Annotated in this window: 11 protein-coding genes; 4 read left to right on the top strand and 7 right to left on the bottom strand. The window is 73.9% G+C overall.

The features are described from left to right. Nucleotides 1–8: 8 nt before the first annotated feature. Complete coding sequence (locus ACFFKU_RS09655) at nt 9–1,904, top strand: sugar phosphate isomerase/epimerase and 4-hydroxyphenylpyruvate domain-containing protein (protein WP_380137486.1); 1,896 nt, start codon at nt 9–11, stop codon at nt 1,902–1,904. Beyond that, complete coding sequence (locus ACFFKU_RS09650; protein ID WP_380137485.1) at nt 1,901–2,959, top strand: PLP-dependent cysteine synthase family protein; 1,059 nt, start codon at nt 1,901–1,903, stop codon at nt 2,957–2,959. The genes ACFFKU_RS09655 and ACFFKU_RS09650 overlap by 4 nt, the downstream gene beginning before the upstream one ends. A gap of 13 nt (nt 2,960–2,972) precedes the next feature. Here the strand turns inward: ACFFKU_RS09650 and ACFFKU_RS09645 are convergent, their stop codons facing one another. From ACFFKU_RS09645 to ACFFKU_RS09620, 6 genes are all read right to left on the bottom strand, one after another. After that, on the bottom strand, nt 2,973–3,650 hold the full coding sequence (locus ACFFKU_RS09645) for a TetR/AcrR family transcriptional regulator (protein ID WP_380137483.1): 678 nt from the start codon (nt 3,648–3,650) through the stop codon (nt 2,973–2,975). Continuing rightward, the gene (locus ACFFKU_RS09640) at nt 3,647–5,602 is read right to left on the bottom strand and encodes a CocE/NonD family hydrolase (protein ID WP_380138070.1); all 1,956 of its coding nucleotides are present in this window, start codon (nt 5,600–5,602) and stop codon (nt 3,647–3,649) included. The genes ACFFKU_RS09645 and ACFFKU_RS09640 overlap by 4 nt, the downstream gene beginning before the upstream one ends. Nucleotides 5,603–5,684: 82 nt before the next feature. Further along, nucleotides 5,685–7,613, bottom strand: coding sequence for an ABC transporter ATP-binding protein (locus ACFFKU_RS09635; RefSeq protein ID WP_380137481.1), 1,929 nt, complete (start codon nt 7,611–7,613; stop codon nt 5,685–5,687). Then, complete coding sequence (locus ACFFKU_RS09630) at nt 7,613–8,518, bottom strand: ABC transporter permease (RefSeq protein ID WP_380137479.1); 906 nt, start codon at nt 8,516–8,518, stop codon at nt 7,613–7,615. The genes ACFFKU_RS09635 and ACFFKU_RS09630 overlap by 1 nt, the downstream gene beginning before the upstream one ends. Then, nucleotides 8,518–9,474 (bottom strand): ABC transporter permease, encoded by a 957-nt coding sequence (locus ACFFKU_RS09625; RefSeq protein WP_380138068.1) that lies wholly within the window; start codon nt 9,472–9,474, stop codon nt 8,518–8,520. The genes ACFFKU_RS09630 and ACFFKU_RS09625 overlap by 1 nt, the downstream gene beginning before the upstream one ends. 7 nt (nt 9,475–9,481) lie before the next feature. Further along, on the bottom strand, nt 9,482–11,065 hold the full coding sequence (locus ACFFKU_RS09620; protein WP_380137477.1) for an ABC transporter substrate-binding protein: 1,584 nt from the start codon (nt 11,063–11,065) through the stop codon (nt 9,482–9,484). A 165-nt stretch (nt 11,066–11,230) separates the two neighbouring features. Between ACFFKU_RS09620 and ACFFKU_RS09615 the strand changes: the two genes are divergently transcribed. After that, nucleotides 11,231–11,782, top strand: a complete 552-nt coding sequence (locus tag ACFFKU_RS09615; protein WP_380137475.1) for a hypothetical protein — start codon at nt 11,231–11,233, stop codon at nt 11,780–11,782. Nucleotides 11,783–11,901: 119 nt separating this feature from the next. Further along, nucleotides 11,902–13,905 carry an oxidoreductase gene (locus ACFFKU_RS09610; protein WP_380137473.1) on the top strand — a complete coding sequence of 668 codons (2,004 nt, stop codon included), beginning with the start codon at nt 11,902–11,904 and terminating at the stop codon, nt 13,903–13,905. A 131-nt stretch (nt 13,906–14,036) separates the two neighbouring features. Here the strand turns inward: ACFFKU_RS09610 and ACFFKU_RS09605 are convergent, their stop codons facing one another. Further along, nucleotides 14,037–14,477, bottom strand: coding sequence for a hypothetical protein (locus ACFFKU_RS09605; protein ID WP_380137472.1), 441 nt, complete (start codon nt 14,475–14,477; stop codon nt 14,037–14,039). Nucleotides 14,478–14,501: the final 24 nt, after the last annotated feature.

Raw genomic sequence — 14,501 nt, 5'->3', positions numbered from 1 at the left:
GTGGTGCGGTGCCCGCGCAGCGAGTCGAGACCTCGATCGCGACGGTGTGCCTGTCCGGGACGCTGCCCGAGAAGATCGACGCCGCCGCCGCCGCCGGTTTCGACGCGGTGGAGATCTTCGAGCCCGACCTGCTGGGCTGCCCGTCGTCGCCGGCCGAGATCGCCCGCCGGGTGGCCGGGGCGGGGCTGCGGACCTCCCTCTACCAACCGTTCCGCGACCCCGACCACACCGACCCGGCCCGGTTGCCGGTCATCCGGGAGAGGCTGCGCCGCAAGGCGGCGCTGACCCGGGAACTGGGGACCGACCTGGTCCTGGTGTGCTCCTCGGTCCATCCGCACGCCGTGCGCGAGGACGACCGGCTGGCCGAGCAGCTGCACGCCCTGGGTGCCGTCGCGGCCGAGCAGGGGGTCCGCCTGGCCTACGAGGCGCTGGCCTGGGGCACCCACGTCAAGGACTACCGGCACTCCCTGCGGGTGGCCCGGCGCGCCGCGCACCCGAACGTCGGGGTGTGCCTGGACTCCTTCCACGTGCTCTCCCGCGGCGACGACCCCGGCGGGCTGGGCTGGGCCCGCGCCGAGGAACTGCTCTTCCTGCAGCTGGCCGACGCTCCCCGGCTGAGCATGGACGTGCTCCCCTGGTCCCGGCACCACCGGCTGTTCCCCGGGCAGGGGGGTTTCGACCTGGTGGGGTTCGTCGACGCCGTCCTGGCCGCCGGGTACACCGGGCCGTTGTCGCTGGAGGTGTTCAACGACGTCTTCCGCCAGTCCGACCCGCGCGCGACGGCCCTGGACGCGATGCGCTCGCTGCGCCACCTGGCCGAGGGGGTGGACCGCAGCACGGGCGAGGCGGGGACCGCTGTGGCGCTGCCCACCCCGCCGCGTCCGCTGCACTGGGCCTTCGCGGAGATCGGCGGGGCGCCGGGCGCGGCCGCCGACGGCGCCCGGCGCACCCTGGAGCAGCTGGGGTTCTACCAGGAGGGTCAGCACCAGTCCGGTCCGATCACGCTGTGGCGCAGCGGGTCCGTGCGCGTCGTGGTGAACGCTCGCGGCACCGGCGGGGCCCGGTTGACGTCGCTCGGGCTGCGCGTCCCCGAGCCCGGAGCGGCCGCGGCGCGGGCGCGGGGCCTGCTCGCCCCGGTCGTGACCCGGTCGGTGGGGCCGGGCGAGGTCGACATCCCCTCGGTCACCGCGCCGGACGGGACGTGGCTGCAGTTCTGCGACCTGGAGAACTCCTGGCTGCAGGACTTCTTCCCGCTGTGCGCGGCCGACGCCGAGGTGGCCGCGGAACGGCCGGCGGCCCTGGTGTTCGGCGGGGTCGACCACATCGCCCTCCCCCAGGGGTTCGGGGGTTTCGACCGCGCCGCCCTCTTCCTGTCCGCGGTGCTGGACCTGCAGCCGACCGCCGTGGTCGACATCGCCGGACCGGACGGCCTGGTCCGCAGCCGGGCCCTGCTCCCCCCGGTCGCGGACGAGGGCGGCGGGGTGCGGCTGGTGCTGAACGTGGCGCCGTCGAACGCGTTGCTGCGCGGGCGCACCGGGGGCGGTGGGCACCTGGCCCTGGTGAGTTCGGACGCGGTCGCCGCGGCGGCGGAGTTCCGCTCCCGCGGGGGGCGGGTGCTCGACGTGCCCGGGAACTACTACGACGACCTCGAGGCCCGCGGGGTGCTCGACCCGGGCACCCTGGCCCGGCTGCGGGAGAACTCGGTGCTCTACGACGTCGACGAGCACGGGGAGCTGCTGCACTTCTTCACGGCCAACCTCGGTCCCGACCTGTTCCTGGAGGTCGTGCAGCGGATCGGGGGGTACCGGGGTTTCGGGGCCGGCAACGCCGCGGTCCGGTTGCTCGCGCAGACCGCCGCGGCCGAGGTCGCCGGCACGGCGCCGGGTGCCGGGGGTCCGGCGTGACCCGGGACGTCCACCGGGCCTGGGTCGAGGAGGCCGTCCGTCGGGTCGAGGCCGACGGCAACCGCAGCGCCGACACGCACCTGCGGGTGTTCCCGCTGCCGGAGGAGCACGGGATCCAGCTCTACCTCAAGGACGAGTCGACGCACCCCACGGGATCGCTCAAGCACCGCCTCGCGCGGTCGCTGTTCCTGTTCGGGCTGACCAACGGTGACATCGGTCCCGGGACCGAACTGGTGGAGGCCTCCAGCGGTTCGACGGCGGTGTCCGAGGCGTACTTCGCCCGGATGCTGGGCCTGGGGTTCACGGCGGTCGTCCCGGCCCGCACGTCCCCCGCCAAGCTCGACCTGATCCGTCGGCACGGGGGTCGCGTCCACCCCGTCGAGGACCCGGGCGGCGTGTACGCCGTGGCCGAGGAGTTCGGTTCCCGGCCCGGGTGGCACTACTTCGACCAGTTCGCGACCGCCTCGACCGTCACCGACTGGCGGGGCAACAACAACATCGCCGAGTCGATCTTCCGTCAGATGGCGCTGGAGCAGCACCCCGTCCCGGCCTGGATCGTGGTGGGCGCCGGCACCGGGGGGACCAGTGCGACCATCGGCCGCTTCTGCCGCTACCGCCGGTACCCGACCCGGCTGCTCGTCGCCGACCCCGAGGGGTCCGTGTTCGCCGAGGCCTGGCGCACCGGTTCGCGGACCCTGACCGGGCCGGGGTCACGGATCGAGGGGATCGGCCGGCCCCGGGTCGAACCGAGTTTCGTGCCCGGGGTGATCGACGACGTGCTGACCGTTCCCGACGCGGAGTCGGTCGCCGCGATGCGGATGCTGCACGAGCGCTGCGGGATCCGGGCCGGGGCCTCCACCGGGACGAACCTCGTCGCCGCCCTCACCGTCGTCGCGCGGATGCGCCGGGCCGGGGAGACCGGCAGCGTCGTCACGCTCATCTGCGACGCGGGCGACCGCTACCTCGACACCTACCTCGACGACGACTGGGTCCGGTCCCAGGGCTGGTCGCCGGCGGCTGCGCAGGACCGTCTGACCGCCCTGCTGCCGGACTGACGACCGGCGCCGCTCACCCGCCGGCCGCGGCCGCCACGTGCTCCCGCAGGATCTCGCGCGCCCGCTTCGGGGTGATGGTCCCGAGCGGCAGGTAGGCCTGGACCACCAGCCCGTCGACCAGGGCGATGAAACTGCTCACCGCCGCCGCGACGTCGGTGCCGGGGAGGGCCGCGCGGGGCAGCGACCCGTCCTCGGCCCCGCGCCGGAACGCGGAGGCGACCTCGTCGCGCCACTGCTTGTAGTGCTCCGCGCGCCAGCGGGCGTACCGGGGTTCGCGGGCCGACAGGGTCCAGAAATCGAACCACAACCACCAGTGCTCGCGCATCCGGCGGGTCCCGGACAGCAGCAGGTCGGCGTAGGACTCCAGCTGGGCGCGACCGTTCTCGGCCTGCCGCGAGGTGGCCACGACGTCGCCCGCGTACACCTCGCTGGTCTCCAGCGTGATGACCTCGGCGAGGATCTCCGCGATGCCGGTGAAGTGGTAGGTCACCGTACCGACGGACACCCCCGCGGCGGCAGCGATGTCGCGGACCCCGGTCTGGGACAACCCCTGACGGGCGAACACGCCGCGGGCCGTCTGCACGATGTCCTCGCGGCGCTCGTCGGGCGCCATCCGGCGGCGCACCGGCCGGGCCGGAGCGCGGCCTGAGGACGGCGTGGGCACGGCCTCGGGGGCCGGGAGGGCGCTCACGTCGAGGTCCGGAGGATCTCGCGCCGCCAGGACCGGTCGCGGACGACCTCGCCGTCGCAGCGGGCGAGCAGCGTGTGCTCGGTGACGAAGTGGGTGGCCGTGGCCGTGAGCCGTCCCGTCGCCTCGAACTCCACGGTCCAGCCCTCCCGTTCCATCCGGACCCGCCAGGAGCTCGCCGCCTCGGCCGAACCCGGGTCGCCGTCGCGGACGGTGTAGGTCTCCAGCGCGTTCTCCTGGTAGGTCAACCCGTCGGGGAAGTGCAGGGCCGCAGCGTAGTTCGGGTCCACCTGCAGGGTCCAGCGTCCGTCCTGGGGTTCGACCGTGACGCGACGTTCCGGGCCGGTGCCGCCGGGGGTGACGGTGACCGGCAGGGGTTCGGCCTGTTCCGCCGGGGCGAAACCGACCCCGGGTTCCGGCGACGCGGGGGTGCGCACGGGGAGCTCCACCGCGCCGTCGGCCACGACCAGCCGCACGGGCGGGTCCTCGCGGCTCGGCCAGACCCACGGGAAGTAGGACGTGGACACCGCGACGCGGACCCGGTGACCGGGCGGGAACGCCCACGCGATCGCCTGCAGCGGAACGGCCACGGTCATCAGCTCGCCGGGGGTCACCGGGGAGGTGCGGTCCATGCCGTCGCGCTTGAGCAGGTTCAGGACCCCGCGGGTCACCAGGGTCGAGGAACCGTCGGGGGCGACGTCGCACACCCGCACGGCGAGGTTCGCCGCGGCGTCGGCGCGCACCGCCAGGTGCAGGACGGGGACCCCGAGGATCTCGAGGCGGTCGGTGACGTCGAGGTCGAAGGTGACCGAGCGGCCGTCCTCCTCGCGCTGGTCCGGGGGCAGGTCCGCGACGTTGCCGTAGGGGAAGTACCGACCCGCGTCGATCCCGGTGTGCAGCGGGGAGTGCACGAGGATCTCCCCGTCCGCGTCGACCGGGGCCGCCGTGCGCCACCTCGTCAGAGGGATTCGCCGGCCCTCGACGTTCGGGGAGGGCCAGGACGGTTCACCGAGCCAGCGTCCCGGGTGCTCGACGTAGCCGGTGGCCGGGGGCACCGACTCCTGCATCCAGCTGCGCAGCGCGGGTTCGGCCTCCACCCCGTTCTCGATCCCCTTGAGCCAGCGGTCCCACCAGCGCAGGCTCTCCTGCAGGAAACCGATGGCCGGCCCGGGCGGGCTCTCGATGTCGGGGTACTGGTGCGGCCAGGGACCGACGATCCCGCGGACCGGACCGGGGAAGTTCTCCAGCAGGCGCAGCACGGTGGTGCGGTAGGGGTCGGCCCATCCACCGACCGCGAGCACCGCGGCCTCGATCGCGGGGTAGTCCTCCCCCACGCTCCCGCGGCGCCAGTAGGCGTCGCGCTCCTGGTGGTCCAACCAGATGTCCAGGAACGGTTCCAGCGCGTCCAGCCGGGTCTCCCAGAGTTCCCGCCACGCCGGCCCCCACCGGTCCGGGTCCGGCGGCCGGGCGGTGAACGCCAGCATCGTGACGGCCCAGGCGAGCATGTCGATCGAGAGCAGCGCCCCGCCGAAGTAGTGGACGTCGTCGTTGTACCGGTCGTCGCTGGAGCACACCGTGACGATCGCCTTGAGGGCCGGCGGGCGACGCGCGGCGAGCTGCAGGGAGTTGAAACCCCCCCACGAGATCCCGAACATGCCGACCGACCCCGAGCACCAGGCTTGTGCGGCCAGCCAGGCGATGACCTCCTCGCCGTCGGCCAGCTCGATCTCGGCGTACTCGTCGAGCATGACCCCCTCGGAGTCCCCCGAGCCGCGCAGGTCGACCCGTACCGAGGCGTACCCGTGCCCGGCGTACCAGGGGTGGCGCTGGGCGTCGCGGACGGCCGTTCGGTCCCCCTTGCGGTAGGGCAGGTACTCCAGCAGCGCCGGGACCGGGTTCTCGGTCGCGTCGACCGGGAGCCAGACGTCGGCCGAGAGCCGGGTGCCGTCGCGCATCGGGATCAGGACGTGCCGGAGCCGGGTGGTCTCGTGGGGGTACGTCGTGGGGTGCTGCACCCTGGTGGCCCTTCCTCGGTCCTCAGACGGTGGTGGTGCTCGGACGGCGGGCCTCGACGCGGCGGCAGCGGAGCCGGTGCCCGGGAGCGGGTTCCACCCAGACCTCCTCGCCGTGGTCGACCCGGTCGTCGCCGATCACGGCGAACTCCAGGCCCTCGGGCAGCGTGAACGTGACGGCCTCCGGGTCCGAGGGGCCCGCGTGGTCCGGGTCGGGTTCCAGGACCGCGGCCAGGAGGGCCGCGGTCACCGGATGGTTCCGCCCGCCGAAGACGGCCTCGACGGGCCCGTCCTCGACGACCCGGCCCTTGTCCAGCACGATCACCCGGTCCGCCAGACCGCGGACGACGGCGAGGTCGTGCCCGATGAACAGGTAGGCCAGTCGCTGGTCGCGGCGGGTGTCGTCGACGAGGCGCAGGACCGAGGCCTGCACCGACACGTCGAGGGCGGAGACGACCTCATCGGCCAGCACGAGCTCGGGGTCCGGGGCGAGCGCCCGTGCGATCCCGACCCGCTGCCGCTGACCGCCGGAGAGCTGTCCGGGCAGGCGGTCGGCGAGTCCGGCCCGCAGACCCACCCCGGTGAGCAACCGCTGCCGTTCCTGCCGCAACGCCGCCCCGCGCAACGCGCCGAACAGCCGCAGCGGGCGGTCCACGGCGTCGGCCACGGTCCGGCGGGGGTTGAGCGTGGTGTCGGCGTTCTGGAACACCATCTGGACCCGGCGCCGCAGCCCGCGCGAGCGGCGACGGACCCCGACGAGCAGGTCCTCGCTCGTCCCGTCGCTCGCGTGCATCGTGATGCGGCCGGCGCTCGGGGGGACCAGACCGGCCACCGCCGAGGCGATGCTGGACTTGCCCGATCCGCTCTCCCCCACCAGGGCCACGATCTCACCCTGCCGGATGCGGAAGGAGACCCCGGCGACCGTCGGTCCGGTGCCGTGCCGACGGGTCCGCGGGCGGTGGTCGATCTCGAGGTCCTCGACCTCCAGGACGGTGGCCCCGAACTCGGTGAAGGTTCCGGCCGGGCGGAAGCCCGCCCGCGACTCCTCGGCCAGCGCGTCGTAGTCGGCGAGCTCGCCGACGGTCATCGCCGGGGCGGCGTCGGCCCCCGGGGCGAGCGCCGCGGGCGCCTCGACCGCACCGGGCAGCCCCACGGGCAAACCCGGACGGTGCAGACGCGGGATGGCCGAGAGCAGGGCCCGCGTGTAGGGGTGGGCCGGGGTGCGCAGCACCTCCTCGGTCGGCCCGGACTCCAGGACCCGGCCCTGGTGCAGGACGGAGGTGCGGTCGGTGGTCGCGGCCACCACGCCGAGGTCGTGGCTCACCAGCAGCGAGGCGAAACCCAGTTCCGAGCGCAGCTGCGCCAGCAGGTCCAGGATGGCGGCCTGGGTGACGACGTCGAGCCCGGTCGTGGGTTCGTCGAGGATGACCAGGTCCGGCCGGCCGGCGAGGGCCAGCGCGATGCCGACCCGCTGCTGCTGCCCGCCGGAGAGTTCGTGGGGGTAGCGGTCGACGATCTCCTCCGGGCGCGGCAACCGGACCTGCCCGAGGAGGCGGACCGCCTCCGACCGGACCTTCGGATCGCGGGGCCGGACCGGGTCCGAGAGCGCCTCGGCGAGCTGCGCGCCGATGCGCAGGGTCGGGGTCAGGGCCGCCCCGGCGTTCTGCGGGACCACGGAGATCCGGTTGCGCCGCAACCGGCGACGCTCGGCATCGGTGGCGGCGAACACGTCGGTCCCGCCCACCCGGACGCTGCCGGAATGCACCCGCAGGCCGGGGCGCAGGAAACCCGCGAGGGCCAGCGCCAGGGTCGACTTGCCCGACCCCGACTCCCCGATGACCGCGACCGACTCCCCGGCCGCGACGGTCAGGTCCACGGCGCTGAGGATGGGCACCGGTCCGGCTGCGGACGCGTGGGTGACGGTGAACCCGCTCACCTCGACGAGAGCGCTCATCACACACCCACCAGGGTGCGGTCCACGCCGCGGATCTTGGCGAGGCCGTCGGCGGTGAGGTTGAAACCGATGATGAGCGTGGCCAGGGCCACGATCGGGCCGACCGTGCCCCAGGGCAGGACGGCGAGCAACGTCCGGTTCTCCGACACCATGAGACCCCAGTCCGGCGTGGGCGGGTTCGCACCGAACCCGAGGAAGGACAACGACGAGACCAGCAGCAGCACGAACGAGGCCCGCATCGCGAGTTCTACGAAGACGACGTCGACCACGTTGGGCAGGATCTCGCGGCGGATCACCGCGAACGTCCCCTCTCCGCGGGCCCGGGCCGCGGTCACGTAGTCCAGCGGGACCACCTGCAGCGCGGCGGCCCGCAGCACGCGGACGACCGCGGGGCTGTAGATGACGACGGCGGCCAGGACGATGACCGGCCCGCCGGCGCCGAACATCGAGACCACGACGAGCAGCGCGAGGATGCTCGGCACGGACAGGACCGCGTCGACGATCCGCATGAGGATCTCGTCGAACGCACCGCGGTGGCAGGCCGCGAGGCAGCCGAGGACGGTTCCGATCCCGACCGTCACCACGGCGGCCACCACGGCCAGCGGCAGGGAGTAGCGGCCCCCGTAGAGGACCCGGCTGAGGATGTCGCGGCCCAGCTGGTCGGTGCCGAGCAGGTGCCCGTCACCGGGGCCCAGCAGGATGGAGGTGGCGTCGTTGGTCACCGGGTCGAAGGGCGCGACGAGCGGCGCCAGCAGGGCGAGGACGACGTGCACCACGACGAGGGTCAGCCCGAGCAGCGTCTGCGGGGAGCGCAGCACGCCGCGGACGACCGGTCCGAGGACGGGGCTGCGGACCGGCGCGGCCGGTGCGGTCGGCAGCACCGGGGCGTCGAGGGGGGAACTCATCAGTGTCCTCCGGCGGGGGTGCGCAGGCGCGGGTTGAGGGCCAGGGCCCCGAGGTCGGCCAGCAGGTTGCAGAGCACGTAGGCGACCGCCCCGATGATCGCGACGAGCTGCAGGACGGGCAGGTCGCGGTTGGAGACCGACTGCAGCACCAGCGTTCCCAGCCCCGGGTAGTTGAAGACCGCCTCGACGACGACCACCCCGCCGAACAACCAGGCCATGTTGACCGCCACGACGTTGAGGGTGGGCAGGATCGCGCTGGGCAGGACGTGGTGCACCAGGATCCGCGGGGTGCTCAACCCCCGCAGCCGGGCGTGCACCGCGAAGTCGGAGGCGAGCACGTCGATGACGCTGGAACGGGTGATCCGGACGACGTAGGCGGCCATGACCACCGCCAGCGCGAACCCCGGCAACCACACGGCCGGCAGCAGCTCGGAGAGCGAGGCGGTGGGCCCCGCGGTGACGACCGCGGGGAACAACGGGATCGACACCGACAGCAGCAGCACCAGCAGCGTGGCGACCGTGTACTCGGGGACACTCATCCCGACCAGCGAGACCACCGAGATGACGTTGTCGGGCAGCTTCTCCCGGAACGTCCCGGCCACGATCCCGAGCAGGAAGGCCAGGGCGATCCCGAGGACCGCCCCGACCGCCGCGATCAGCAACGAGTTGCGCAGGTAGGTCCACACGACGTCGACCACGGGTCGACCGTCGGCCAGCGAGGTCCCGAAGTCCCCCTGCACCGCCCCGCCCAGCCAGCTCAGGTACCGCTGCACCGGGGGTTGGTCCAGGTTCAGCGTCGCGGTCAGCGCGGCCCGGGCCTCCGGGGAGGAGAACCGACCGAGGATCTGCCCGGCGACGTCACCGGGCAGGGCCTGCAGCGCCGCGAAGACCAGCACGCTGGCCAGCAGGATCGTGAGCACGCCCAGACCGAGGCGGCGCAGGAGGAACCGGGTCAGCACCATGTCAGGCCGACAACCCGATGTTGACGTAGTCGAACTCGAACCCGTACTCGGAGTACCCGGCGACCTTGCGGGACAGGCCCGTCACCCGGTCGGCGAAGAACGGCGAGATCGTCGAGCCCTCGTCCACGACGAGCTTCTGCGCGTCCTGGTAGAGGGTGCGGCGCTTGGTGTCGTCCATCTCGGCGCGGGCCGCGTCCAGCAGGCCGTCGAACTGGGCGTTGGACCACATGCTCTCGTTGTAGCTGGCCCCGGAGCGGAAGATCTGGTTCAGCAGCTGGTCGACCGGACGGCCGGTGTACCAGTAGGAGGTCATGAACGGCTGCTTCATCCAGACATCGGTGTAGTAGGAGTCCGCCGCGGCCGTCTGGACCTCGATGCCGAGGCCGGCGGCCTTGACGCTGCCCTGGTAGGCCTGGGCCAGCGGGCTGAGGACCGGGTCGACGGTGGAGGTGAACATTGCCTGCGGCCCCGAGAACCCGGCCTTGGCCAGCAGGGACTTCGCCTGCTCGGGGTCCTTCTCGACGGAGTAGTCCAGCCAGTTCGGGTCGGTCGGGGGAACCGGGTTGTCGTGGGCGACCGTGCCCTGGCCGCCGACCGCGAGGGCCATCAGCTCGGTCGGGTCGTAGGCCAGCTTGAACGCCTTGCGCACGTTCACGTCCTGGAACGGGGCGGCGGTGAACAGCATCGGCATCACGTACCAGGTGGCCGCCTTGACGACCGCGGTGGTCGTCGTGGGGTTCGCCGCTACGGTCTTCGCCGTCGCCACGTCCAGGTTGGTCTGCATCGCGATGTCGACCTGGCCGCCCAGCAGGGCGTTGACCCGGGCCTGGGTGTCGGCGATGGCGCTGAACTCGATGCGGTCGAGCTTGGGGGCGCCGCCGAAGTGGTCAGCGTACGCGGTGACGACACCCTTGCCCCCGGGGACGAAGCTCTCCAGCTTGAACGGGCCGGTGCCGACCCCCTTCGAGCCGACGGTGGCGGCGGAGTTGTCCTGGATGACGTAGCAGTTGTAGTTGACCAGCAGGCTGGGGAACTCGGCGTTCGGCTGGGAGAGGTCGAGGACCAGCGTCGTCGCGTCGGGAGTCGTGATGCCCGCGGCGTCGAGGAAGTCCGACAGCACGGCCGCCTGGGGCGAGTCCGTGGCCGGGTCGAGGATGTGGTTCAACGTGTAGGCCGCGTCGGCGGAGGTGAACGCCTTGCCGTCGTGGAAGGTGACCCCGTCGCGCAGCGTGAAGGTCCACTGCTTGGCGTCGGCGCTGCCGGTCCACTCGGTCGCCAGGTCCGGCGCCAGGGTGCCGTCGGGGGCCTGCTTCACGAGGCGGTTGTAGAGGGCACCCAGGTACTCGTAGGCGCACAGCGACGAGGCCGGGTCGAGCGACTCCGAGGTCGAGGGCAGCGGACGAGCGGCGCGCAGGACCCCTCCGCTCGCGGCGGGACCCGTGGCCCCCCCGCCCGAACCCCCCTCGGACCCGCCGCCGCAGCCGCCCAGCAGCACGGGGGCCGCGGTGAGGCCGAGCCCGGCGAGCAGGGCGGAGCGTCGGGACAGCCGGGTCGGGTCGACGACGGGCGAGGAACCGTGGGACATCGGGAGTTCTCCAGTCGGGAGGAAGGCGAGGGTGGGGAGGAGCGGGGTCCGCAGCACAGTCCGGGGCCGCCCGCCGAGGCGGCTCGTGTTCCATAATCGTTCGACTGCACGATAGACGCAAGCATTCCGATGTTTCGGTTCGATGAATCATGACGGGAGCGGTCCGTGGCCGACTGGGGTTCCGTGTGGCAGGAGGCGCTCGCCGCGCTCGACGTCGAGGCGTTGCGGACGACGCTGCGGGCGGCCCTCCCGCCGGACGGGGACGACCCCGGGGACGGGGCCGAGCACCGGGACGCCGACGGGGCCGACCCCCTGCCCGAGGTGGTCGACGCCCTCGTGGCCGGGTTCACCGAGGCCCTCCTGGGCGGCCCGGAACCGGCCCACCGCAGCTACCTGGACTACGTCCTCCCCGGTGCCGGAACGAGCTCCCGAACCGTTGCCCCGGAGCCGAAGGCGGCGTTGCTGATGCTGCTGGTCCTCCTCGATGCCGGCGCCGCCGCGCGGGCCCGGCACCACTTCGGGCGCTGGCAGGCCGCACTGGCGGCCGCCGCTCCCGACGAGCGCACCGCGTGGGCCTGCCGGTTCCTCGCCGACGGGTGGTGGTTCGCCGCGGCCTTCGACCTGGCCCCGGTGCGGGCCGCCGAGGCCGCCCGCGTCCGGGCCGCTCTCCTCGACCTGGCTCTCCCCACCGCGGGGAGCGACGACGGGAACCCTTGACCCCGCTTATCGCACCGTGGTACGACAAGCACGGTCGCTCGGATCCGCCGAAGCCCCGCCGTCGCGACCACCCGCAGCCTCCGGCCCCGCCCTGCCCCGAACGGACCTGGAGCGCTCCCATGCCACCCACCTCCCCCACGCCGGACCCGGCGCGGTGGCCCCTGCTGTTCTCCCCGGTCACGGTCGGGGCGATCACGCTCCCCAACCGCATCGTCTCGACCCCGCACGCGACGGGGTGGGGTTCGGGCGGCCTGCTCTCCCCGGCCGAGGTCGACTACCACGTCCGCAAAGCCCGGGGCGGCGTCGGTCTGGTCATGACCTTCGGGTCGGCCTCGGTCGACCCGGACAGCGCCGCCTCCTACGGGTCGGTCTCCCTGTGGGACCCCCGCAACGACGACGAGCTGCGGCGCCTCGCCGACGGCGTGCACGAGCACGGCGCGTTCGTGATGTCCCAGATGACCCACATGGGTCGGCGCGGTAACTCCACCACCTCCGGCGTCGCGCTGCGCGGCGCCTCCGATCTGCCCGAGGGCGTGCACCGGGAGGTCCCGGTCGTCCTGTCCGCCCCGGAGCTCGCGGTCATCGCCGCCCGCTTCGCCGCCTCGGCGCGGCGGTTGCAGGACCTCGGCTGGGACGGCGCCGAGGTCACCTCCTTCGGCGGGCACCTGATCGAGCAGTTCTTCGACCCGGCCATCAACCACCGCACCGACGCCTACGGTGGTTCGCTCACCAACCGCACCCGGTTCGCGCGGGAGGTCCTGAGCGCCGTGCGCGAGGCCACCGGGCCGGGCTTCGTGATCGGCTTCCGGATGACCGCCGACCAGCACCTGCCCGCGGGCCTGGGGCCGGACGACCTGGCCGAGATCGTCGAGGCCATCGACACCGACGGCGTGATCGACCTGCTCAGCGTCTCCGGCGGGACCGGCGCCACCGAGCGCAGCTCCTCGTTCTTCGTCCCCGGGGACGCGGTGCCCGAGAACGCCAACGGAACCCTGGCCGGGTTCCTCGGGCGCCGGATCGACCGGCCGGTCGTGGCCGCCGGGCGCATCCTCGACGCGGGCACCGCCGAGGCGGCCCTGCGCGAGGACGGCGTGAGCCTGGTCGCCATGACCCGGGCGATCATCGCCGACCCCGACCTGCCCCGGAAACTGCTGGCCGGGCAGGCCCCGCGCCCCTGCATCAGCCTCAACGAGGGTTGCATCGGGCGGCTCTACCAGGGCATGCCCATGTGGTGCTCGGTCAACCCCGCGATCCGCGAGGCCGACCTCGACGAACCCCCCGCCACCCCCGTCCCCCCGCGGCCCGACGCCCCCACGGTCGTCGTGGTCGGCGGCGGCGCCTCCGGGATGGAGGCCGCCCGGCGCAGCGCGGGGCAGGGCGACCGCGTCGTCCTGTTCGAGCGCGCCGCAGAGCTCGGGGGGCGGGCCCGCGTGGCCGGGGTCCGCGAGGGCCGGCAGCGCTGGTCGCTCTGGCTGGACTGGCAGGCCGCGCAGCTGCGGGAGCTCGGGGTCGAGGTTCGGACGGGCACGGCCGCCACCGTGGACGCCGTCGCGGCGCTGCGGCCCGACCACGTGATCCTGGCCGCCGGGTCCCGGCCCCGTGCGACCTCGTTCGCCGCCGAGGGGCTCGTGGTCGCCGACGCCGACGACGTGGTCCGGACCCCGCCCCCGGTCCGCGACGGGGCCGAGGCCCTGGTGCTCGACGCCGAAGGCGGATTCGTGGCCCCCACCGCCGCCGAGGCGCTCGTCGCGGCGGGCTGGCGGGTGCGCATCGCCACCGACCTCGCCGTGGTGGCCGAGAAGGTGGATCCGACCCAGGTGTGGTTCGTCCGGCGCCGGTTGAAGCAGCGGGGCGTGGAGCTGCTGGGCACGACCCAGCTCCGGCGGGGCCCGCAGGGCTGGGAGCTCCTCGACACCGAGTCCGAGCAGGCCCGCCCGGCCGGGGCGATCGACCTGCTCGTCCTGGCCGGGCACCGCCAGGCCCGCGACGACCTCGGGGAGCAGCTGCGCGCCGCCCTGCCCGCGGGCGTGACCGTCCGCCGGGTCGGCGACGCCCTGGCCCCCCGCACGCTGCTCGACGCGGTCGCCGAGGGGGCGCGGGCCGGGGTCGGGACCCCCGGCTGAGCGGTCGACCGGACCCGGCGTCGCACCAGCCTGCAGGCGGGACGCGACACGCCGCCGCGGACGGTGTCGGCGGCGGCGTGTTCGGGGGTGCGTGCAGGCTGGTGCGACGCCCCGGGTCCGGGGGGCGCGGGTCAGCGGGCCCGGTGCAGCTTCACGGCGTGGCGGGCGGCGGCGCGACCCCGTCGCCGGTCCCCGGCCGCGTCGTAGGCGATCGCCAACCGGTACCAGGCGCCCGGATCGTCGGGGTGGGCCTCGACCTCGGGTTTCGTCTTCTCGAACAGCGCCTGGCCGTCGGCGCGGTCGATCCGCCCGGAGGCGGTGCGGCCCAGGTCGTCGACGGGCAGCTCGCCCCTCTCGGCCAGTTCCCGGCCGAGTTTCTCGGTCGCCCGCCCGAAGCGGAGTTCACCGACGATCGCCCAGAGCCCGACCAGCGGCAGCAGGATGACCGCTGCGCCGAGCAGGACACCGGCCCAGGTGCCGGTCGCGATCAGGTCGACGCCGAGGCGTCCCAGCAGGACGAAGTAGAACAGCAGCGCGGCGACCGAGATCGCGATGATCACCTTGGTGCGCAACGGTCCTGCTCCCCTGGTCCGGTT

The sequence above is a fragment of the Kineococcus gynurae genome, assembly GCF_042433995.1.
Lineage (GTDB): Bacteria > Actinomycetota > Actinomycetes > Actinomycetales > Kineococcaceae > Kineococcus > Kineococcus gynurae.
Note: the sequence above shows the minus strand (reverse complement) of the source record. Positions and strands in the feature narration are given on the sequence as shown.